The 19,797-nt window shown below is 59.1% G+C and carries 22 protein-coding genes and 1 rRNA gene; 13 read left to right on the top strand and 10 right to left on the bottom strand.

All coding sequences use genetic code 11. From position 1 onward, the window contains the following. Positions 1-140 (bottom strand): 16S ribosomal RNA (locus tag AD668_RS06790); the annotation flags it as partial. A 613-nt stretch (positions 141-753) separates the two neighbouring features. Between AD668_RS06790 and rhtA the strand changes: the two genes are divergently transcribed. Continuing rightward, positions 754-1,641: a threonine/homoserine exporter RhtA gene (gene rhtA, locus AD668_RS06785; protein WP_053156038.1), complete on the top strand. Its 888-nt coding sequence runs from the start codon at positions 754-756 to the stop codon at positions 1,639-1,641. A gap of 165 nt (positions 1,642-1,806) precedes the next feature. Further along, positions 1,807-2,088 (top strand): hypothetical protein, encoded by a 282-nt coding sequence (locus tag AD668_RS06780; protein ID WP_053156036.1) that lies wholly within the window; start codon positions 1,807-1,809, stop codon positions 2,086-2,088. A gap of 7 nt (positions 2,089-2,095) precedes the next feature. On the opposite strand, the gene AD668_RS06775 is transcribed toward AD668_RS06780, so the two are convergent. After that, on the bottom strand, positions 2,096-2,656 hold the full coding sequence (locus AD668_RS06775) for a TetR/AcrR family transcriptional regulator (protein WP_053156032.1): 561 nt from the start codon (positions 2,654-2,656) through the stop codon (positions 2,096-2,098). 90 nt (positions 2,657-2,746) lie between these two features. Between AD668_RS06775 and AD668_RS06770 the strand changes: the two genes are divergently transcribed. Next, positions 2,747-3,475, top strand: coding sequence for an SDR family oxidoreductase (locus tag AD668_RS06770; protein ID WP_053156028.1), 729 nt, complete (start codon positions 2,747-2,749; stop codon positions 3,473-3,475). Positions 3,476-3,517: 42 nt separating this feature from the next. After that, complete coding sequence (locus tag AD668_RS06765; protein ID WP_053156025.1) at positions 3,518-4,108, top strand: 2-hydroxychromene-2-carboxylate isomerase; 591 nt, start codon at positions 3,518-3,520, stop codon at positions 4,106-4,108. A gap of 71 nt (positions 4,109-4,179) precedes the next feature. Here AD668_RS06765 and AD668_RS06760 read toward each other — a convergent pair whose 3' ends face one another. The 4 genes from AD668_RS06760 to AD668_RS06745 all read right to left on the bottom strand — a co-directional run bounded on the left by AD668_RS06760 (position 4,180) and on the right by AD668_RS06745 (position 8,402). Continuing rightward, positions 4,180-5,988: an aminopeptidase P family protein gene (locus tag AD668_RS06760; RefSeq protein ID WP_053156021.1), complete on the bottom strand. Its 1,809-nt coding sequence runs from the start codon at positions 5,986-5,988 to the stop codon at positions 4,180-4,182. Between the two features lie 64 nt (positions 5,989-6,052). Continuing rightward, entirely contained in the window at positions 6,053-7,210 is a 1,158-nt protein-coding gene (locus AD668_RS06755; protein WP_053156018.1) for a cysteine desulfurase family protein, read from the bottom strand. A 206-nt stretch (positions 7,211-7,416) separates the two neighbouring features. Then, positions 7,417-8,031, bottom strand: a complete 615-nt coding sequence (locus AD668_RS06750; protein ID WP_053156015.1) for a LysE family translocator — start codon at positions 8,029-8,031, stop codon at positions 7,417-7,419. A gap of 101 nt (positions 8,032-8,132) precedes the next feature. Then, on the bottom strand, positions 8,133-8,402 hold the full coding sequence (locus tag AD668_RS06745) for a hypothetical protein (protein WP_053156012.1): 270 nt from the start codon (positions 8,400-8,402) through the stop codon (positions 8,133-8,135). Positions 8,403-8,646: 244 nt separating this feature from the next. Here AD668_RS06745 and AD668_RS06740 point away from each other — a divergent pair, with 244 nt between their 5' ends. From AD668_RS06740 to AD668_RS06700, 9 genes are all read left to right on the top strand, one after another. After that, positions 8,647-9,105, top strand: coding sequence for a VOC family protein (locus AD668_RS06740; RefSeq protein ID WP_053156011.1), 459 nt, complete (start codon positions 8,647-8,649; stop codon positions 9,103-9,105). A gap of 260 nt (positions 9,106-9,365) precedes the next feature. Next, entirely contained in the window at positions 9,366-10,568 is a 1,203-nt protein-coding gene (locus AD668_RS06735; RefSeq protein ID WP_053156008.1) for a PepSY domain-containing protein, read from the top strand. Continuing rightward, positions 10,565-11,104: a hypothetical protein gene (locus AD668_RS06730; protein ID WP_053156005.1), complete on the top strand. Its 540-nt coding sequence runs from the start codon at positions 10,565-10,567 to the stop codon at positions 11,102-11,104. Before AD668_RS06735 ends, AD668_RS06730 begins: the two co-directional genes overlap by 4 nt. After that, positions 11,101-11,430, top strand: a complete 330-nt coding sequence (locus tag AD668_RS06725) for a hypothetical protein (RefSeq protein WP_053156002.1) — start codon at positions 11,101-11,103, stop codon at positions 11,428-11,430. Before AD668_RS06730 ends, AD668_RS06725 begins: the two co-directional genes overlap by 4 nt. Then, a complete protein-coding gene (locus AD668_RS06720; RefSeq protein WP_053155999.1) occupies positions 11,427-11,999 on the top strand; it encodes a DUF6162 family protein in 573 nt (190 codons plus the stop codon). Before AD668_RS06725 ends, AD668_RS06720 begins: the two co-directional genes overlap by 4 nt. Positions 12,000-12,034: 35 nt before the next feature. Beyond that, positions 12,035-12,961, top strand: coding sequence for a metal ABC transporter substrate-binding protein (locus AD668_RS06715; protein ID WP_053155996.1), 927 nt, complete (start codon positions 12,035-12,037; stop codon positions 12,959-12,961). After that, entirely contained in the window at positions 12,958-13,806 is an 849-nt protein-coding gene (locus AD668_RS06710) for a metal ABC transporter ATP-binding protein (protein ID WP_053155993.1), read from the top strand. The genes AD668_RS06715 and AD668_RS06710 overlap by 4 nt, the downstream gene beginning before the upstream one ends. Further along, entirely contained in the window at positions 13,806-14,705 is a 900-nt protein-coding gene (locus AD668_RS06705) for a metal ABC transporter permease (RefSeq protein WP_027925783.1), read from the top strand. Before AD668_RS06710 ends, AD668_RS06705 begins: the two co-directional genes overlap by 1 nt. After that, entirely contained in the window at positions 14,706-15,608 is a 903-nt protein-coding gene (locus AD668_RS06700) for a metal ABC transporter solute-binding protein, Zn/Mn family (RefSeq protein ID WP_053155990.1), read from the top strand. A gap of 155 nt (positions 15,609-15,763) precedes the next feature. Here AD668_RS06700 and AD668_RS06695 read toward each other — a convergent pair whose 3' ends face one another. From AD668_RS06695 to AD668_RS06680, 4 genes are all read right to left on the bottom strand, one after another. Continuing rightward, the gene (locus AD668_RS06695) at positions 15,764-15,991 is read right to left on the bottom strand and encodes an MbtH family protein (RefSeq protein ID WP_053155987.1); all 228 of its coding nucleotides are present in this window, start codon (positions 15,989-15,991) and stop codon (positions 15,764-15,766) included. A gap of 81 nt (positions 15,992-16,072) precedes the next feature. After that, positions 16,073-17,479: an aspartate aminotransferase family protein gene (locus tag AD668_RS06690; RefSeq protein WP_053155984.1), complete on the bottom strand. Its 1,407-nt coding sequence runs from the start codon at positions 17,477-17,479 to the stop codon at positions 16,073-16,075. A gap of 270 nt (positions 17,480-17,749) precedes the next feature. Continuing rightward, positions 17,750-19,075, bottom strand: coding sequence for an ATP-binding protein (locus tag AD668_RS06685; RefSeq protein WP_053155981.1), 1,326 nt, complete (start codon positions 19,073-19,075; stop codon positions 17,750-17,752). Then, positions 19,072-19,752, bottom strand: coding sequence for a response regulator (locus AD668_RS06680; protein WP_053155978.1), 681 nt, complete (start codon positions 19,750-19,752; stop codon positions 19,072-19,074). Before AD668_RS06680 ends, AD668_RS06685 begins: the two co-directional genes overlap by 4 nt. Between the last annotated feature and the right edge of the window lie 45 nt (positions 19,753-19,797).

The following is a 19,797-nucleotide window of genomic DNA, read 5'->3' as shown; positions in this document are numbered from 1 at the left end:
CCCACTACCAGGCAGATTCCTAGGCATTACTCACCCGTCCGCCGCTGAATTCAGGAGCAAGCTCCTGTCATCCGCTCGACTTGCATGTGTTAGGCCTGCCGCCAGCGTTCAATCTGAGCCATGATCAAACTCTTCAGTTCAAACATCTTTGGGTTTTGAGAAAACCCTAAACTTGGCTCAGCAATCGTTGGTTACATCTTTGATTTCTCGCGGAGTAACTTGTGATGCTGATAATCTGTTGACTAGCAGTCTGACTCCACAAGCACCCACACGAATTGCTTGATTCAGTTGTTAAAGAGCGGTTGGTTAAGATCTTTCGTCTCAACCGAGGCGCGCATTCTACAGCAGCCTCATTTGCTGTCAAGTGGTATTTTTCAGAAGTTTTCAAGGATTTCCTTAACAACTTCAACCACTTGCGCTTCAGATCTCTCGTCAGCGGGAGGCGAATTCTACAGCGTTACACGCTGCTGTCAACACCTCTTTTTCAACTTCTTTCTGGCTTCGATGACCTGAAGCAACCCGCTGCCGAAAACTGCGTAACTCTTTGTTTTCCAAGGAGTTTTCCGTTTCGACTGCGCCGGAAGTGGGGCGAATTATAGACATCTGAAATCTGCCGTCAAGCACTGATTGTGCTTTTCTATCGAGATACCCAAAAACTCTCCTTATATATAGACGCAACGCTCCTGAGTGCGCAGTATATTGCCCAACACATGCAGAAATACCCTGAATTATTACCTTGGACGGTGTCACGCAATGAACGACCAGCCGCGCAGCCTTGCCTCTACCCTGTTCTCGGTCGGGCTGCTACTTATAGCCATGGCTTCGATCCAGTCCGGAGCTTCACTGGCCAAAAGCATGTTTCCGATTATTGGCCCTCAAGGGACCACAACTCTGCGGCTGATTTTCGCTAGCGTGATCATGATGCTCATACTGCGGCCATGGCGCGCAAAACTCACCGCAAAGTCCTTACGCACAGTCATCGTCTACGGGATGGCGTTGGGCGGCATGAACTTTCTCTTCTATATGTCATTGCAAACCGTTCCCCTGGGGATCGCGGTTGCCTTGGAGTTCACTGGCCCACTGGCAGTGGCGATTTACGCCTCGCGTCGCGCGATCGACTTTTTGTGGGTTGCACTCGCAGCCGCAGGTTTGCTGTTGTTGATACCTTCAGGCCAGGCAGCTGCCGCTATAGATCTGACAGGCGTCGGTTATGCCTTGGGGGCCGGGGTATGTTGGGCGCTGTATATCCTGTTCGGTCAGAAGGCCGGCGCCGACAACGGAGTTCAGACGGCTGCACTGGGGGTGATGATTGCCGCGTTGTTCGTCGCCCCTATCGGTATTGTCCATGCAGGCTCAGCTCTATTGACGCCAGCCTTGATCCCGGTGGCCCTCGGTGTCGCCATCTTGTCCACCGCATTGCCCTATACCCTGGAAATGGTTGCACTGACCCGCATGCCGGCTCGAACCTTCGGCACACTGATGAGCATTGAACCTGCCGTCGGAGCGCTCTCAGGACTGCTGTTTCTTAATGAGTTCCTTTCACTGTCGCAGTGGATGGCTATCATGTGCATCATTCTGGCCTCCGTGGGTGCGACACTGACCATGGGCAGTGCGGCCAAACCTGCGATAGCGGCAGATTGACAGTAGCGATGATGAAGTTCTGGTATTTGGCTCACATTTAGGCCATGTTTAGGTCCGCAAATCAGAGTCAGGCAAGGGCGACTTCAGACAGGGATTTCAGACGCTTCAAGCAAAGCGATCGGAAGCAGACCCGGGCACAAGACCCGGGCGCTATAAAGGATAGTAATGAAACGAATTTTGATACTGATCGCCGTACTTGCAATTGCAGGTTGCGCAGCGACATCAGAAACCAAGATCAAACATGGCAAGAAAGGGCTGCATATCAACTGTTCCGGGCTCTCTTCATCCTGGGACAAATGTTATGCCAGCGCCGCCAATGCTTGCGCTCCCAAGGGATACAAAGTGATTGCCAAGTCGGGAGATGCGGTCGAAGAGCCTGGTGATTACCCGTTTGGTCTCAATCCTGCGGGCTATACCAGCCGCAGCATGATCGTAATCTGCAAATAGGAGCCCCTCAGGCTACCGGACCTGCGATCTGGCGACTGATCTCATCGTAGCTGGATTTCAGCACCCTGCGCTGAGTATCCGGAGTCGCCAGCATCCGCGCTACAACCAGTGCCCCAACGCATTGCGACAGGATCGCCCACGCCAAGCTGTCGCTGTGCAAAATATCTGCCCAACTTTCCTGAAGCCGACAGATCCAGTGTTCTGCCTGTAGGCGGATCTTCATGTCTGACCGGGCGATCTCAGCTCCCAATGCAGGCAGCGCGCAACCGGTTTCCGGATGTTCGACATGGGACATGCTGAGATAAAGCTTGAGACAGCGCTCAAGCTTTTCTCGATCCTGCTCCGCCCCCAAACGCTCCAGGCTTTGGCGAAGCTCACGTTCGACAATGGTCGCGAACAATTCATCCTTCGATGAGAAGTGGCTATAGAACGCACCGCCACTCAAACCGATTGCTTTCATCAAACCATCGACACCTACCGTCGAGAAACCGGACTTCTTGGCCGAAACCGCACTGCTTTGCAGCAGCTTCTCCTTGGTTTCCAACTTGTGACCGCTCGAATAACGCATAGCCTTCTCCCCGAATTGAATCCCTTGACGCTCGCCGAATCGTAGCATAACGTTCGTTTAGTTAACGATCGTTTACTAAAGGATCAACCCATGAATAACAAGAAGGTCGTACTGGTTGTAGGGGCAGGTGATGCAACAGGCGGCGCAATTGCCAAACGCTTTGCCGCAGAAGGTTTTGTCGCTTGCGTCACTCGTCGCAGCGCGGACAAACTCCAACCACTGGTCGACGCCATCAAGGCCCAAGGCGGTGAAGCATGCGGGTTTGCCTGCGATGCGCGCAAAGAAGAAGACGTGGTCGCCCTGGTGGAACAGATTGAAAGCCAGATTGGCCCCATCGAAGCGTTCGTGTTCAACATCGGCGCCAACGTGCCGTGCAGCATTCTCGAAGAAACGGCCCGCAAGTATTTCAAGATTTGGGAAATGGCCTGCTTCTCGGGTTTTCTCAACGCCCGAGAAGTGGCCAAACGCATGGCCAAGCGTCAACGTGGAACGATTCTCTTCACTGGAGCGACCGCGGGGATGCGTGGCGCTGCCGGATTCGCCGCCTTTGCGGGCGCCAAGCATGGGATCCGCGCGTTGGCCCAGAGCATGGCTCGTGAGCTGGGGCCAATGAACATTCACGTCGCCCACGTGGTCGTCGATGGCGCCATCGATACCGACTTCATCCGCGAGAGTTTTCCCGAGAAGTATGCGACCAAGGACCAGGACGGCATTCTCAATCCCGAACACATCGCAGAGAACTATTGGTATTTGCACACCCAGCCCCGCGACGCCTGGACCTTTGAGCTCGACCTGCGTCCCTGGAGCGAACGCTGGTAAGCCCTCCCCTCCCCCACAACAATAAAACGAGCAGCATTGATCATGAGCAAAACCGTGGAGTTCTACTTCGACCTCGGCAGCCCTGCCACTTACCTGGCCTACACCCAGTTACCGAAGATCTGCGCGAAGACCGACGCGCAGTTGATCTACGTTCCAATCTTGCTGGGCGGTGTATTCAAAGCCACCGGCAACGCCTCACCAGCGACGGTTCCGGCCAAGGGCCGCTACATGTTTCAGGACCTGGACCGCTACGCCAAACGCTACGGCGTGCCATTGAAGTTCAATCCGCAATTTCCGATCAATACGCTGATGCTGATGCGTGCCGTGACGGGCATCCAGTCGCGCCAGCCCGAGCGTTTTTGCGCATTTATCGAATGCCTGTTCAAGGCTCTGTGGGTAGACGGTCGTAGTCTCGATGAGTCGGCCACTGTTGCAGCAGTGCTGATCGAAAACGGTTTTAATCCCCACGAAGTGCTGGCGCTGACGGCAGACGAAGAGGTCAAAGCCACGCTTAAGGACAACACAGAGAAAGCGGTGCGACGGGGAGTGTTTGGGGCGCCGAGCATGTTTGTCGGCGACCAGTTGTACTTCGGCCAGGATCGATTGGACTTTGTCCTTGAAGCCTTGAGCTGAATCTCGACTACCCGCCACCCTGAGGTTCAGGGTGGCGGGAAATACCCTTGATCAATCGAGCTGCGTTACAGTTAAACCGCCGCCGTACGGGTATTCAACCAAGCAAGGGCTGCACCCTCGAGCAACGGACTCAAGCGTTCGCGCACTTCAGCGTGATAGGCGTTGAACCATTGCTTTTCGTCCTCAGTCAGCAACGATGTTTCCAGGCAACGCGTGTCGATCGGGCACAGGGTCAGGGTTTCGAATTTCAGGAATTCGCCGAACTCGCTTTTTCCGGCCTCACGATTAATCGCCAGGTTTTCGATCCGCACGCCCCAACGACCTGGGCGATAGGTGCCTGGTTCAATGGACGTGATCATCCCCGGTAGCATTGCGGTCTGCGGTGCAGGTGCAGCCTGATAGGCGATCACTTGCGGGCCTTCGTGGACATTCAGGAAGTAGCCTACGCCGTGGCCGGTGCCATGACCGTAGTCGACGCTTTCGGCCCAGATCGGCGCACGGGCGATGGCATCAAGCAACGGCGACAGGATGCCTTTCGGGAACTGTGCACGGGACAGGGCAATCACCCCCTTGAGCACACGGGTGCAATCACGCTTCTGTTCTGTCGTCGGCGTGCCGACCGGTACCATCCGCGTAATATCGGTCGTGCCGCCCAGATATTGGCCACCGGAGTCAATCAGCAACAAACCGTCTCCTTCGATCACCGCATGCTCTTCCTCGGTGGCGTGATAGTGCGGCATCGCGCCATTGGCGTTGAACGCGGCAATGGTGTTGAAGCTCAGCGAGACGTAATCCGGACGGCGCTCACGGGCAGCCGTCAGGTGTTCGTCGATGGTCAGCTCGGTGATGCGTTCGCGCCCCATTGCCGAATCCAGCCAGGCAAAGAACTCGCAAAGCGCTGCGCCGTCCTGCTCCATGGCCTTGCGGATGTGTTCGGCATCAGCCAGGCTTTTCTGCGATTTGGCCAGGGTGGTCGGATTCAGACCTTCTGTCAGTTTGACACCGCTGCGCAGGTTTTCCAGCAGACCGGCCGTGACCCGTGCCGGGTCGACTTGCAGGCTTGCCCCTTCCGGAACAGCTTTCAGCGCCGCTGCCACTTCGCTGTAATCACGCAGGGTCACGCCATCCTGTTCAAGGATTGCGCGCAGCTCGGCGCTCACTTTGCTCAGAGCCACGAACAGGGTGGCCTGCTGCTGGCTGATCAAAGCGAAAGAAACGAACACCGGATTGAACGACACGTCACCGCCGCGCAGGTTGAACAGCCAGGCGATGTCATCGAGGGTGGCGATAAAATGCCAGTCGGCGCCTCGGGATTTCAGGGTTTCACGCAGCTTGGCGAGTTTTTCGCCACGGCTGACGGTCGCCTGCGGTGGCAAGTGTTGATAGATCGGTTCGTTTGGCAGCTGAGGGCGATCACTCCAGACAGTGCTCAACAGATCGATATCTGTGCGCAAACGGGCACCGCGCTCTTCAAGCTTGCCTCCCAATGTCCTCGCCGAAGCGACGGCCATCACCGCACCATCAACCGCGACAACGCCACCCTCAGGCGTTTGCTCGGCCAGCCATTCCAGCGGTCCGGGCTGACCCGGTTGCAGCTTGACCAGTTCGATGCCGCTGCCGTTGAGTTCCTTGGTAGCCTGCTCCCAATAACGGCTGTCGGCCCAAACGCCGGCAAAGTCCGGGGTTACGATCAGTGTACCAACCGAACCGTGGAAGCCTGATAACCATTGGCGGCCTTGCCAGTAACCTGGCAGATATTCGGATAGGTGCGGGTCGGCCGACGGCACCAGCAAGGCATGGATGCCTTCCCGGCTCATCAGTTCACGGGTTTGCGCCAGGCGCTGGGGCACCGATCCATTGATCGAAGACTGCATATTCATCATGACTCCTGCTAACCACTCATCATTATTGTTGCGCGCCGATCAGCGTCGGCACTTTATCGCCCTATTGCCAGAATGCCGGGGCACTGGCGCAGGCTGTTTTGATCAGTTCTACCGCTTGGTCGATATCCTGTTCCGTGGTGAAACGTCCCAGGCTCAAGCGAATCGTGCGTCCGGCCGCTCGGGCATCGAGCCCCAGGGCAAGCAACACGTGGGATGGGGCATTGCTCGCGGAATTGCAGGCCGAGGTCGCGGAAAACGCGATCGAATGGCCCAACACCGCCGAATTGAATTCCCCTTCGCCGAAAGTCAGGCTCAAGGTATGGGGAATGCGCCGGGACGGGCTGCCATTGAGGTGCACACCGGGCAGGCTCAGCAGTTGCTTCAGCAGCCGTTCACGCAAGCGCAGGATCTGGGCTTTTTCTGTTTCGAACAGCGCCGCCGCTAACGTGAAAGCCTCTCCCATGGCAACGATCTGATGGGTCGCCAACGTTCCGGAGCGCAAACCACCTTCGTGACCGCCGCCGTGGATCTGCGCCTGCAAACGCGTTTGCGCACGCGGGCCGACGTACAAAGCGCCAATACCCTTCGGGCCGTAAAGCTTGTGTGCAGAGAATGACATCAGATCCACCGGCCACTGCGCCAGGTCGATCGCCACTTTGCCTGCCCCCTGTGCGGCGTCGACATGGAACAACGCACCGCGCCCACGCACCACTTCGCCAATCGCCAGGATGTCGTTGAGCGTCCCCAGTTCATTATTGACCAGCATCAACGACACCAGAAAAGTGTCTTCGCGCATGGCGTCGTTGACGGCTTGCGCAGTGATCAGACCTTCGGCGTCCGGTACCAGATAGGTCACCGCGACACCGGCGTCCTGCAATTGCCGGGCGGTGTCGAGAATCGCTTTGTGTTCGATCTGGCTGGTGATGATGTGGCCACCGGTCATTGCGCGAGCCTGGGCCACTCCCTTGAGGGCCAAATTGTTGGACTCAGTGGCACCGGATGTCCAGACGATCTGTTCAGGCATTGCGCCGACCAGTTCAGCGACCTGACGTCGCGCCTGTTCGACCGATTGCCGAGCCTGCTGGCCAAACGCGTGGGAGCTTGAAGCCGGGTTGCCGAAATTGCCGGTGAACCCCAGGCACTCGACCATGACTTTGATGACCCGCTCATCCACCGGCGTGGTGGCGGCGTAATCGAAATACAACGGACGTTTATTCATAAAAGACTCGCAGAGCGTGTTCCGGGATCAGGAAGCTCGTGACTGCAAACGGCAAGGCGCAGCCTTGTGAGCTGCGCGCAGTTTTCAGAACGTTACCAATACCTGATCGGATGCCGTTAAAGAAGTACAACTTCATTTAAAAGTGCGTAGGAACGCTCCTGAAAAGCCAGCTTAACAGGCATCGGGCGACCGGTCGAAGCAGCGCGTCAGCTAAAGCTTTCGAGCAACAATGGATACAATGAAATCACCAGCAGTGCAGCCATCCCCCAGTTGAACAGACGCAACCAGCGACGGTCTTTCAACACATTGCGCAACAACGTGCCGCACGCGGCCCAGACACTGACGCTTGGCAGATTAATGAGCGCAAACACCGCAGCGATCACGATCACATTGGTGAAATAACCCTGCATCGGCGTGTAAGTGCTGATGGCACCGATGGCCATGATCCACGCCTTGGGATTGACCCACTGGAACGCGGCTGCGCCCAGATAGCTGATCGGTTTCGCTTCGCCCTGCTGGCTGTCCGACACTGGCCCGGAATGAGCGATTTTCCATGCCAGGTACAGCAGATAAGCGGCACCGACGTATCGCAGTACGGAATAGAGCACCGGATAAGTCTGGAATACCGCGCCAAGTCCGAAACCCACGGCGACGACGAGAACAAAAAACCCGCAGGTGATGCCCAGCATGTGCGGGATAGTGCGGTTGAAGCCAAAGTTGACGCCCGATGCGAGCAACATGGTGTTGTTCGGGCCGGGGGTAATTGAAGTGACGAGGGCAAACAGAGCGAAGCCCAGGAGCAGGTCAAGTGAGAGTGTCATCGGTGGCAGTCCATCAGGGTCAGTCAGGCATTGACCCTATCGCACACCTTGAGCGAAACCCACGGACAGTTACGTGAAACTTCAACCGGTACAGTTTTTGATTAGCTTGGGCGGCCGTGAAGCTGTACAGATCGCTCGGCGTTCATTTCGCCCTGTCTGTCGAAGCGGAACGACTTCTGCGACTCGCCAAGCAATTCAGCTTTTTTCGCGTGGTACTCGTCAAAAGACAAGCCGCGACGATTCAACGCCTCCAACGCCAGTTCCCTGCTTTCTTCAGCGCTGTAGGGCCGTAGCTCAGGGGAAACATGGCTGGCACATCCGGCGAGCACGGAAACGGCAAACAGCAGGAAAATGGCGATTAGAGGTTTCATTTCAGGCGTCCTGGCATCTGGGTTCGGGGCAATGAACACAGGCTACCCGTGCCTTCGAACCGGCAGAAATCAACGCGCTCGATAGTGGCTATCTGAAAAACGGAAACATGCCGTTCATCTGGAGCGCAGGATGACGCTGCTCGTCGGGCGCTCAGTTGCCGTGATGAGGCTGGCCTATATTTATCCGGCCGGATAACGGCACAGAACCTCCATGTCTCACACAACAAAAACAGGGAGATCCATCATGAGCGTCAAACCCATTCCAGAGGGGTATCACAGCATCACACCTTATCTGGGCATTCAAAAAGCCGCCCAGGCCATCGACTTCTACAAAAAAGCCTTCGGCGCCATTGAAGTGATGCGACTGGCCATGCCTGATGGTGGTATCGGTCATGCCGAACTGCGTATCGGTGATTGCCCGATCATGTTGGGCACGCCGTGCGATCAAGGGCCGCTGAGTAATCCGGACAACACGCCGTCCGTGGGCCTGCACCTGTATGTGACGGATGTCGACAAATCCTACAAACAGGCCATTGAGGCCGGTGCAACCATCGTGTCCGAGGTCAAGGATCAGTTTTACGGCGACCGTTCCGGGACATTGAAAGATCCCTATGGGCACCTGTGGTTCCTGGCCACGCGCAAGGAGGACCTGACCCAGGAGCAGATCGAGCAACGGGCCAAAGAGATGTTCAGTCAGGGTTGAAGCACGCAAAGATCGCAGCCTGCGACAAGAGCGGTGATCGGGCATAACGACCGCAGGCTGCGGTTCTCCACGTCAATCGGGCATTGAAGTAATAACAAGAAACATTTACTTTTGCATTGCCGTTCGGGTTTTTCAGTCATCATTCGTCTTATCTAGATGCAGTCGGTCGCGTAGGCAAAAGCCACGACCGTACTTTCCAGGGACATCGTCGCTGTGAATCCCGCAGCAGAGCCCCTCCCATCCAGGCAAGACCTCTCACCATGTCAAAGAAGTCCCGCTCAAAAATCTGGTTTCTGGTCCATAGCTGGCTGGCGTTGCCGATCTGGTTTTTCGTATTGATCGTCTGTGTAACCGGCACTCTCGCGGTCGTCAGCCAGGAGATCGTCTGGCTGGCCAACCCGTCCATGCGCGCCAGCCAGCCTTCCGATGATGCACCGCTGCTCAGCTATCAGCAGGTTCTCGACGCTATTCACAAGGCCGAGCCACAAACCGTGGTGGAAAGCATCAGCCGCCCCGACGAGTCGCATTTTGCCCTCGACGTCAGAGTCAGCTACCCCGACGGAAAATCGGTGGTGATTTACGTCAACCCGTACAGCGGCGTCATTCAGGGTGTAGCGCCGGAATTCAATTTCCAGGCATTCACCCGCGCGCTTCACGGCTGGTGGCTGGTGCCGTTTACCAATGGCTACAGCTGGGGCTGGTATCTGGTGTCGTTTCTGGGGTTGCCCCTATTGGCTTCACTGGTGACGGGGCTGGTTGTCTACAAACGTTTCTGGAAAGGCTTTTTCCGCCCGACCCTGCGCATACGCCACGGTGCCCGGATTTTCTGGGGCGACTTCCACCGTTTGAGCGGCATCTGGTCGATCTGGTTTATTGCAGTCATTTCCGTCACCGGTACCTGGTTTCTGATCGAGGCATTCATGTTCGATAACCAGGTGTCGATCTCCACCGAAAAAATCATCCCCGCGATGTCCCGTGAAGCCGTACCGCTGTCGGCCGACGGCACGCCGCCAGCGCGCATCGACCTTGATCGCGCAATTGAAATTGCCTCGCAAAAGATCTCCGGGCTGGAAGCAAGCTTTGTCAGCCTGCCGGGTAATGCCTATAGCCATATGGATGTCGGCGGACGCGGTTGGTATCCGCTGATGTTCCAGACCGCCACCCTCAACCCGTTCAGCGGAGAAATCGCTGCCACACGGCTGATCTCGGACCGCTCGGCACTGGAGTTCGTCACCGAGTCGATGCGCCCGTTGCATACCGGCGACTTCGGCGGGCTTTGGATCAAGCTGATCTGGGCCTTCTTCGGCCTTCTGTTGAGCATGATGGTCCTGAGCGGCTTGCTGATCTGGACCAAACGCACCGCGTTGGCCACCGCCAATGCTTTGAAGCGCAGCAACAAAAAACAACACGCCACGAAAACCCAAACAGCTCTGAGCAACGAACCGTCGGAGGCTAACCTGTGAGCAATGTCACTGCTGCCCCTCAAGCTTCCCGTCTGCGCGTGTTCTGGCATAAATGGCGCTTCCACCTGAACATCCTGCTGCTCCTCATTCCGTTGGGGTTCATGCCCAAGTACTTCGCCGACGAGGCGTTGCAGCGTGGTGACAGCGGTCTGGGCCAGCGGGAGGTCGGCGAAGTGCAAGTCGGCCCCTGGAGCCTGCGCCTGGCGGAACTGCGCAACGAAGCTCCGCTCAATAGCCCGGCCGGCCACATGAAGAACTTCAACGCAGCGCTCTGCGACACCTGTATCGACCAGGTCAAGGCGACTTACCTGCGCATCGGCAAGCCCCGCAGTCTGCGCGCCGCCGGGGTGATTTTCTTCGGCACACCGTACCGCATGAGCGCCATGCTGCCGGTTCCCGAAAAGACCACGGCCGACGCTCAGCTGTGGATCACCATGGAAGGCTGGGACGGCAGCATGCATCAGGCATCCATTCCTTTGAACCAGGCATCCCCCGCAACCGTCGCCTGGCTGAGTAAACAAGGAGGCAAACCATGACCCGCATTTCCCGCCCTCTCCACGCGGTTTTGCTGCTGTTTTGTGCAGGTTTCAGTGCCAGCGCCCTGGCCCACAACCCGATGTGCGAATGCAAGGCCATCGACGCCGAGCAGATCAAATGCACCGGCGGTTTTTCCGACGGCAGCGGCGCACCGGGTGTCACCCTTGACGTGATCGGTTACGACGAAACCATCCTCGTACCCGGCAAGCTGGGCGCCGACTCGACCGTGACCTTCAAGAAACCCGGCGCCGAGTTTTATGTGCTGTTCGATGCAGGCCCTGGCCATGTCGTTGAAATCGACCAAGCGGACATCGAGGCACCATGAGTACGCCAACCACTCAAATCGTCCGCCCGGCCGGGGCCGGCCACGAAACCCTCTACGTTCTGCTGCTGTGCCTGATGATTCTGGCGATTGCCGGTTCGGTGGTGCTCTGGCGCGGCGAGCCCCATGAGGTGAGCAGCGTCAACAGTCATCAACTGGACGCCCGTCGCGACCTCAGTGCTTCTGAGCAAGGCATCTACGCCGACCTGCGTGTAACACTGGACGAAATTCACCTTCTGCGTCAGGAAAAACAAGCGCTGCCAACACCTGAAACCCTCGCTGATGAGGGCTTTGCGCCATTTGCCCAGGACGCCAGCTCCGTCAGCCGCGGAGCACACGCCTGGCAGTTGCTCGACAGCAAGGCCTATTTCGGCCAGAGCCAGGCGCAAGGTGTCGCCGGTTCCTTCCTGATGCGCTTGACCGCAACAAACGACGCGCCAGACATCTGGCTCAACCGCGCAACCGACCTCAAGGCCCCTGCCGACCTCAGCGACGCCGCGCTTGAAAGTGCCGGCTGGCAGCAGATCGTCGCGCAATTCGATGCCGGCGTGACCCGCCAGCACAAGCATTGAACCCTCGCCTTTTCCCGAGAGAAGACCGCTTTCCCATGCCCATTTCATCTCAACGTTCGTTCTTGCGCCTGCTGCTGGTCGGCCTGCTTGCCTGCCTGCTCCCAACCCTGGCCAGTGCCGACGAGGCCAAGCGTCTGCGCATCGGCATCACCCTGCACCCTTATTACAGCTACGTGGCCAATATCGTCGGCGACAAGGCCGAAGTCGTGCCGCTGATTCCAGCCGGTTTCAACCCCCACGCCTACGAGCCTCGCGCCGAAGACATCAAGCGCATCAGCGGACTGGACGTGATCGTGCTCAATGGTGTCGGCCATGACGATTTCGCCGACCGCATGATCGCCGCCAGCGAAACCCCGAACGTCAAGGTGATCGAAGCCAACGAAAACGTACCGCTGCTGGCCGCCACCGGTGTTGCCGCGCGCGGTGCGGGCAAGGTGGTGAACCCGCACACGTTCCTGTCGATCAGCGCGTCCATTGCCCAGGTCAACAATATCGCCCGGGAGCTGGGCAAGCTCGACCCGGTCAATGCCAGGACCTACACCGAGAACGCCCGCGCCTACGGCAAGCGCCTGCGCAAGATGCGCGCCGACGCCCTGGCCAAACTGACCCAGGCGCCCAACGCCGAACTGCGCGTGGCCACGGTGCACGCCGCTTACGATTACCTGTTGCGCGAGTTTGGTCTGGAGGTCACCGCCGTAGTCGAACCGGCCCACGGCATCGAACCGAGCCCGAGCCAGCTGAAAAAAACCATCGACCAATTGCGTGAGCTGGACGTGAAAGTGATCTTCTCGGAGATGGATTTCCCTTCCGCCTACGTCGACACCATCCAGCGCGAATCCGGGGTAAAGCTGTATCCGCTGTCGCACATTTCCTACGGCGAATACACCGCCGAGAAGTACGAAAAGGAAATGACCGGCAACCTCGACACCGTGGTGCGGGCAATTCAGGAGTCCGGCGCATGACCTCGAAAGAAACGCTCACCGCCCAGGACGCCGAACACCCTGTGGGAGCCAGCCTGCTGGCGAAGGGATCCGGTCAGTCAACATTTCCCTTGAATGACACACCGCTATCGCGAGCAAGCTCGCTCCTACAGTTTTCCGGGCCGACGCTGGATTTCACCGGGGTCAGCCTGACGCTGGGGCGCACCACCATTCTCGACAACGTAACCTTCAAGGTGCAACCCGGCAGCGTGCATGCGCTGGTTGGCCCTAACGGTGGCGGCAAGAGTTCGCTGATCAAGACGTTGCTCGGGCAGATGCCGCATCAGGGCCGTTTGAGCCTGCAATGGCCCGCTGATCCGGGCACCATCGGTTACGTCCCGCAAGCATTGGAGTTCGACCGCGGCCTGCCGATGACCGTCGATGACTTCATGGCTGCCATGTGCCAGCGGCGCCCGGCGTTCCTCGGCTTGAGCAAGCACTACGCGGCGGCGATTGGCGAGGCGCTGGAGCGTGTCGGCATGCAGGACAAGCGCAAACGACGCATGGGGGCGCTGTCCGGCGGCGAGCGTCAGCGGGTGTTGCTGGCTCAGGGGTTGATCCCTTCGCCGCAATTGCTGGTACTCGATGAGCCGATGTCGGCGCTTGATGAAGCCGGCATTCAGGTGTTCGAACGCTTGCTCGGCGACTGGCGTACGGCCGGGATTACCGTGCTGTGGATCGAACACGATCTGGAAGCCGTCGGGCGTCTGGCCAATCACGTGACGGGACTCAATCGTCGGGTGCTATTCGACGCCACGCCGAAACAGGCACTGACGCCGGAGCGTCTGCTGACGCTGTTTTCGACCCATCCCCGGAGCATTGCCTGATGAGTTACGAAGCTTTTCGTTTGATGGTTCAGGGTTGGGCTTCATCCGGGTATCTGCCCGAAGCCCTCGCCTACGGATTCGTGGTCAACGCGTTGCTCGCCGGCCTGCTGATCGGCCCGGTGCTGGGCGGCTTGGGCACATTGGTGGTGGTCAAGCGCTTTGCATTTTTCTCCGAAGCCGTGGGGCACGCTGCATTGACCGGCGTGGCCATTGGCATATTGCTCGGCGAACCCTACACCGGTCCTTACGGCAGCCTGTTCGGCTACTGCCTGTTGTTCGGCATCCTGCTCAACTACCTGCGCAACCGCACCGGTCTGGCGCCGGATACGCTGATCGGCGTGTTCCTCTCGGTATCGCTGGCGTTGGGGGCCAGCCTGCTGCTGATTCTGGCGGGCAAGATCAACGTGCACATTCTGGAGAACGTGCTGTTCGGCTCGGTACTGACCGTCAATGGCAATGACCTCGCCGTGCTGGCAATTGTCGGCTCGCTGGTGATGGCGCTGGCCTTGCCGCTGTACAACCGCATCATGCTCGCCAGCTTCAACCCGCAGCTGGCGGCGGTTCGTGGTGTGGCAGTAAAGACCCTGGATTACCTGTTCGTGATTCTGGTGACACTGATCACCGTTGCCGCAGTGAAAGTCATTGGCGCCATTCTGGTGGGCGCCCTGCTGGTGATACCGGCGGCAGCGGCACGCTTGCTCAGCCAATCGTTGAAAGGTTTCTTCTGGTGCTCGGTGCTGATCGCCACGGTCAGCACCCTGTGCGGAATTCTCGCGCCGATTGTCTTCGACCTGCCGATCCCGTCCGGCGCCGCGATCATTCTAGTGGCTGGCATTGCTTTCGCCCTGTCCGCCATCGCGCGCGGTGTCGTCCCCAGCCTGAAAGGGAACCTCGGATAAATGTCATTTTCTCTGCGTCAACTGACCCTGGCCATCGCACTGTGCGCACTGGCTACCACAACATTAGCGGCTGATGGCGGCAAACCTCTGCGCGTACTGGCCTCGCTGCCGATCACCTACGGACTCGGCGAAGTGCTGCTCAAGGACACTGATGTCAGCCTCGAACGCGCCGCGCCAGCCAATCTGCCCGGAAGCCGCCAGACCGCGTACTTCACCGGTCGCGGTGCGCCTGCGCTGACGAAACTGGCGACGGACGCCGATGCGGTGATTGGCTTGCGCTCGTTGTGGCCGGACGATCCGCTGTATCCGATTTCCCGTCGCAGCAATATCCGTATCATCGAAGTCGATGCCGCCCGCCCCGTCGACGGCGCCCTGCCCGGCATTGCCGTGCAGCCAGGCAACAAAGTCGACGGCCTGAATAGCCAACCATGGTTGTCCAGCAACAACATGGGACGCATGGCGGACGTGATGGCCGCGGACCTGGTGCGCCTGGCGCCGCAGGCAAAACCGAAAATCGAGGCCAACCTCGCGGCCCTCAAGCAGCGCTTGCTCAAACTCAGTGCCACCAGCGAAGCGCAGTTGGCCAGCGCCGACAACCTCAGCGTGATGAGCTTGAGCGATCACTTCGGCTACCTGATTGGCGGACTGAATCTGGAGCTGGTCGGGCTCGACGCAAGGCCGGATGCCGAATGGACACCGGAGGCTCTCAAGGAATTGGGCGTACAGCTCAAAGACAATGATGTGGCGGTGGTGCTGCATCACCGGCAGCCGTCGCAGGCCCTGAAAGCGGTGATTACCGAGGCGGGTAGCCGATTGGTGGTGTTGAGTATCGACGCCGACGATCCGGTGGCGGAACTTGAAGGGAATGTGGATTTGCTGATCAAGGGTTTGAGCGGCGTTTAAGGTCAGGACCGCGTTATCGTTCATCGCGAGCAGGCTCGCTCCTACAGGGAGCGAGCCTGCTCGCGAAGGCAATCCATCAGCCAATACAGATTCCAGGCATGAAAGAAGCCCGCCGACTGTCACCAGTCCAGCGGGCTTCTTTTTGCCGCGACAACTCAGTGCGCCACAGCCGCCTGCTCTTCCATCTTCTGACGCAGGCTCAACGGGCGCATGTCCGTCCAGGTCTCTTCGATGTAGGCCAGACAGTCCTTTTTCAGTCCGCTTTTGCCCACGGTGCGCCAGCCTTGTGGCACGGCTTTGTAGTCAGGCCAGATCGAGTATTGCTCTTCGTGGTTGACCACGACCTGAAAGAGGATGTCCTCGCGGTCGAATACTGACGTCATGCTATGTCTCCATCGTTCTAGGGCAGGCTGCGCTGTGTGCGCAGTCGTTATGTAGAAGGAACGTTGTACGCGCCGGAAAATTTAGAGCGCGGCGGTGGCAGCGGCCAAAGCCCGGCCGAAAATCTCGCCAACCCTGTCGACCTCAGCAGCGGTGATCACCAGCGGCGGCAGGAAACGCACCACCGCGCCGTGCCGACCGCCCAACTCCAGAATCAAGCCACGCTTGAGACATTCGCGCTGCACCAGCGGCGCCAGGCGCGCGAAGGCCGGTGGATGACCCAGAGCGTCCAGCGCACCGGCCGGATCGACCAGCTCCACACCCAGCATCAAGCCGCGACCGCGAATGTCGCCCATCTGCGGGAAGTACCGTTGCAGGATGCGCAGGTGCTCGACCAACCGCGCGCCCATCGCGGCAGTGTGTTCGCACACTTTGTGCTCAACCAGATAACGCATGACGGCGGAACCGGCGGCCATTGCCATTTGGTTGCCACGGAAAGTCCCCGCGTGGGCGCCCGGCAGCCAGGTGTCGAGCCAGTCGCGGTAGACCACCACCGCCAGCGGCAGGCTGCCGCCGATGGCTTTGGACATCACCACCACATCGGGAATGATCCCGGCGTGTTCGAAGGCAAACATCTTGCCAGTGCGGGCGAAACCGCTCTGGATTTCGTCGACGATCAACGCCACGCCTGCCTGCTCGGTGATCCGGCGCAAACCACGCAACCAGTCCAGATCGGCCGGGATCACCCCGCCCTCGCCCTGCACCACTTCAACGATCACCGCCGCCGGTAATTGCACGCCGGCCTCGGGATCGTTGAGCAGGTTTTCCAGGTAGTTCAGATTGGCCTTGATGCCTTGGGCACCGCCTAATCCGAATGGACAACGGTAATCGTAGGGAAACGGCATGAACTGCACGCCGCTGCTGAGCAACGCGCCCAGAGGCTTTTTCGGGCCCAGGCTGCCCATCAGGCTCAATGCGCCTTGGCTCATGCCGTGATAACCGCCCTGAAACGACAGCACCGTGCTGCGACCGGTGGCAGTGCGCACCAGTTTCAGTGCGGCTTCGACAGCGTCGGTGCCGGTCGGGCCACAGAACTGGATCCTCGCTTCAGCGGCCAATGCCGGTGGCAGCAGGCCGAACAAGTCTTGAACGAACTGATCTTTCACCGGAGTGGTCAGGTCGAGGGTGTGCAGCGGCAACTCATCACTCAGCACTTGCTGGATGGCTTCGATCACTACCGGGTGGTTATGCCCAAGGGCCAATGTTCCGGCGCCGGCAAGGCAGTCGATAAAGGTGCGGCCTTCGACATCTTCGACATACAGGCCCTTGGCGCGCTTGAGTGCCAAGGGAATGCGTCGCGGGTAGCTGCGGGCGTTGGATTCCTGCCGGCTCTGACGGGCCAGCAAAGGCGATTCGTTGAACTGGTAAAGCGTTTCGGTCGGGGCGACCCGGGCCGGCTGATCTTCGATAAGGCTGGTAGCGACTGACATCTCTCGACCCCTCAATACGCTGTGATAGTGACCAAAACTGCATACCGGGCAGGTGCGCATTGCGCTCACGGAGCGCACTTGTCAGGTTTTCCTGTTCTGGAAACGCATCGGCGTCGAGAGGATTTAGCCTTTTGACCGGCTTTCTCGGAGGCACCCCAAGCCCTTGTAGGAGCGAGCCTGCTCGCGATAGCGGTGTATCAGGCAACATTGATGTTGACTGACACGACGTCATCGCGAGCAGGCTCGCTCCTACAAGGGGTTGGGTGTTTATCAGGCTGGTTGTAGCGGCATGGTCAGCTCCACCCGCAAGCCGTCCGGCCGGCTATCGAAATGCAGGGTGCAGCCGCAACGCTGGACGATGGCCTGGACAATCGCCAGCCCTAGGCCGCAGCCGGTGCTCTGGCCATTGCGCCAGAAACGTTGGGTCAGGTTCTGCAAATCCTCTTCGGCAATGCCCGGCCCGTGATCGCGCACCACGAACTGCACACGATCACCAGAGGTTTCCAGACTCAGTTCCACAGCTTTATCGCCCGGAGTGTGACGCAGGGCGTTATCGAGCAAGTTGCGCAGCGCTGCAATCGACAATACGGCGGGCATTTGCACCGGGGCATTCGACACCTTGATCGGCGCTTGGAACCGGATACGTTCACGATCCCCACTGGAGGCATCCTGGATCGCCAGTTTCGCCACCTGCTCGGCGCTGCATTGCACACCGTCATCGAACGATAGACTGCCTTCGACCCGCGCCAGCAACAGTAATTGTTCGAGGGTCCGATGCAAACGGTCGGCACCCTCCTCGGCCCTGGCCAACGATTGATCCCGGGCGCTGCCTTCGGTCATGCGCGCCACTTGCAGATGGGTCTTGATCGCGGTCAACGGGCTGCGCAGTTCGTGGGCCGCATCACCGGTCAGGCGGCGTTCGCGCTCGATGGTCTTGCCGATGCGCTGGAGCAACTGGTTCTGGGTTTCCAGCAAGGGTTGCAGCTCACTGGGCAATGGATGGATCTGCAAGGGTTCCAGGGAGTCGGCACTGCGGCGCATCAAGGCATCGCGCATGCGATTGAGCGGCGCCAGGCCTTGGCCGATGCCCAGCCAGAGCAGGCACAGGCAACCGAGCAATGCCACGCCTACCGGCACCGAAGCGGCCAGCAGGATCGACATGTTCAATGCTTCACGCTCGATCTGGCGGTCGGCCGTGGTAATGCGCAAATCGCCCCGGGCCAACGTGAAACTGCGCCACGGTGCGCCGTCGATCATTTGATCGTGGAAGCCCAGTTTCTCGGCTTCCAGGGTTTGCTGCGGATCGGTGTGACTGCGGGCAAGGATTTCCCCGCGCAACGAACTGACCTGACAGGCCATGCCGCCGGGAATGTTCAACTGCTCGGCGCTGAAGTGCGTGCCCTCGCCCTTGGTCGGCAACGGCGGCAATTGCTCCATCAGACCCGCGACCATGCGTGCCGATGCCACCAGCCGCTGGTCGAGGGAAAACATCATCTGATTGCGCAGATCACTGAGCATCCAGGCCGCAGCCAGCGCCCAGATCAACGCAAAAGCGGCGCCGAGTGTCAGGCTCAGGCGCAAACGCAGGCTCATCACTTCGATCGCTCTCCGCCATCAGCCGGCCCCAGGCGATAACCCAGGCCGCGCACGGTCTCGACAATCCCGTTGCCGAGCTTGCGCCGCAGGTGATGGATGTGGACGTTGAGGGCGTTGCTCTCCAGCTCATCGTTGAAACCGTAGACGCTGTCCTTGAGCTGCTCGGTCGACAGCACGCGCCCACGATTGTGCAGCAGGGCCTGCAGCAGCGACTGCTCTCGGCGCGAGAGGTCTACAGGCTGACCGCAGAGCATGGTTTCGCGGCTGCTGGGGTCGTACGTCAGGGCTCCGTGTTCGATCAGGTTGACGCTGCGCCCGGCCACCCGGCGCAACAGGGTGTGCAACCGTGCGGCGAGTTCGCGCAAATCGAAAGGCTTGAGCAGGTAGTCGTCGGCACCCGCCTGCAAACCGTCGACACGGTCGGTGACCGAGTCCCGCGCCGTCAGAATCAGCACCGGCAATTCCAGGCCGTTGTGACGCAATTGCTGCAACAGTTTCAAGCCGTCTTCATCGGGCAATCCGAGGTCGAGCACCATCACGTCGAACTCGGCCACCTTGAGCATGGCCCGCGCCGCAGATGCCGTGGCGACGTGTTCCACCGTCAGGCCCTGGGCGGTCAGGCCGGCGACGATGCCGCTGGCGATCAGCTCATCGTCTTCGCAAACCAGTACGTGCATGGGGAGCCTCGTGTAAATAAAGCAGATTAAGCCTTTGACCGATTA

It is taken from the genome of Pseudomonas sp. P1.8, from assembly GCF_001269805.1.
Lineage (GTDB): Bacteria > Pseudomonadota > Gammaproteobacteria > Pseudomonadales > Pseudomonadaceae > Aquipseudomonas.
This window is presented reverse-complemented; position numbering and strand designations above follow the sequence as displayed.

Excerpts from the sequence above, each read along its gene's own strand:
- AD668_RS06760 (WP_053156021.1), bottom strand. The coding sequence starts at position 5,988 with ATGAATATGCAGTCTTCGATCAATGGATCGGTGCCCCAGCGCCTGGCG.
- AD668_RS06770 (WP_053156028.1), top strand. The coding sequence starts at position 2,747 with ATGAATAACAAGAAGGTCGTACTGGTTGTAGGGGCAGGTGATGCAACA.
- AD668_RS06695 (WP_053155987.1), bottom strand. The coding sequence starts at position 15,991 with ATGACGTCAGTATTCGACCGCGAGGACATCCTCTTTCAGGTCGTGGTC.
- AD668_RS06750 (WP_053156015.1), bottom strand. The coding sequence starts at position 8,031 with ATGACACTCTCACTTGACCTGCTCCTGGGCTTCGCTCTGTTTGCCCTC.
- AD668_RS06740 (WP_053156011.1), top strand. The coding sequence starts at position 8,647 with ATGAGCGTCAAACCCATTCCAGAGGGGTATCACAGCATCACACCTTAT.
- rhtA (WP_053156038.1), top strand. The coding sequence starts at position 754 with ATGAACGACCAGCCGCGCAGCCTTGCCTCTACCCTGTTCTCGGTCGGG.
- AD668_RS06745 (WP_053156012.1), bottom strand. The coding sequence starts at position 8,402 with ATGAAACCTCTAATCGCCATTTTCCTGCTGTTTGCCGTTTCCGTGCTC.
- AD668_RS06720 (WP_053155999.1), top strand. The coding sequence starts at position 11,427 with ATGAGTACGCCAACCACTCAAATCGTCCGCCCGGCCGGGGCCGGCCAC.
- AD668_RS06725 (WP_053156002.1), top strand. The coding sequence starts at position 11,101 with ATGACCCGCATTTCCCGCCCTCTCCACGCGGTTTTGCTGCTGTTTTGT.
- AD668_RS06775 (WP_053156032.1), bottom strand. The coding sequence starts at position 2,656 with ATGCGTTATTCGAGCGGTCACAAGTTGGAAACCAAGGAGAAGCTGCTG.
- AD668_RS06715 (WP_053155996.1), top strand. The coding sequence starts at position 12,035 with ATGCCCATTTCATCTCAACGTTCGTTCTTGCGCCTGCTGCTGGTCGGC.
- AD668_RS06780 (WP_053156036.1), top strand. The coding sequence starts at position 1,807 with ATGAAACGAATTTTGATACTGATCGCCGTACTTGCAATTGCAGGTTGC.
- AD668_RS06735 (WP_053156008.1), top strand. The coding sequence starts at position 9,366 with ATGTCAAAGAAGTCCCGCTCAAAAATCTGGTTTCTGGTCCATAGCTGG.
- AD668_RS06765 (WP_053156025.1), top strand. The coding sequence starts at position 3,518 with ATGAGCAAAACCGTGGAGTTCTACTTCGACCTCGGCAGCCCTGCCACT.
- AD668_RS06700 (WP_053155990.1), top strand. The coding sequence starts at position 14,706 with ATGTCATTTTCTCTGCGTCAACTGACCCTGGCCATCGCACTGTGCGCA.
- AD668_RS06690 (WP_053155984.1), bottom strand. The coding sequence starts at position 17,479 with ATGTCAGTCGCTACCAGCCTTATCGAAGATCAGCCGGCCCGGGTCGCC.
- AD668_RS06710 (WP_053155993.1), top strand. The coding sequence starts at position 12,958 with ATGACCTCGAAAGAAACGCTCACCGCCCAGGACGCCGAACACCCTGTG.
- AD668_RS06680 (WP_053155978.1), bottom strand. The coding sequence starts at position 19,752 with ATGCACGTACTGGTTTGCGAAGACGATGAGCTGATCGCCAGCGGCATC.
- AD668_RS06705 (WP_027925783.1), top strand. The coding sequence starts at position 13,806 with ATGAGTTACGAAGCTTTTCGTTTGATGGTTCAGGGTTGGGCTTCATCC.
- AD668_RS06755 (WP_053156018.1), bottom strand. The coding sequence starts at position 7,210 with ATGAATAAACGTCCGTTGTATTTCGATTACGCCGCCACCACGCCGGTG.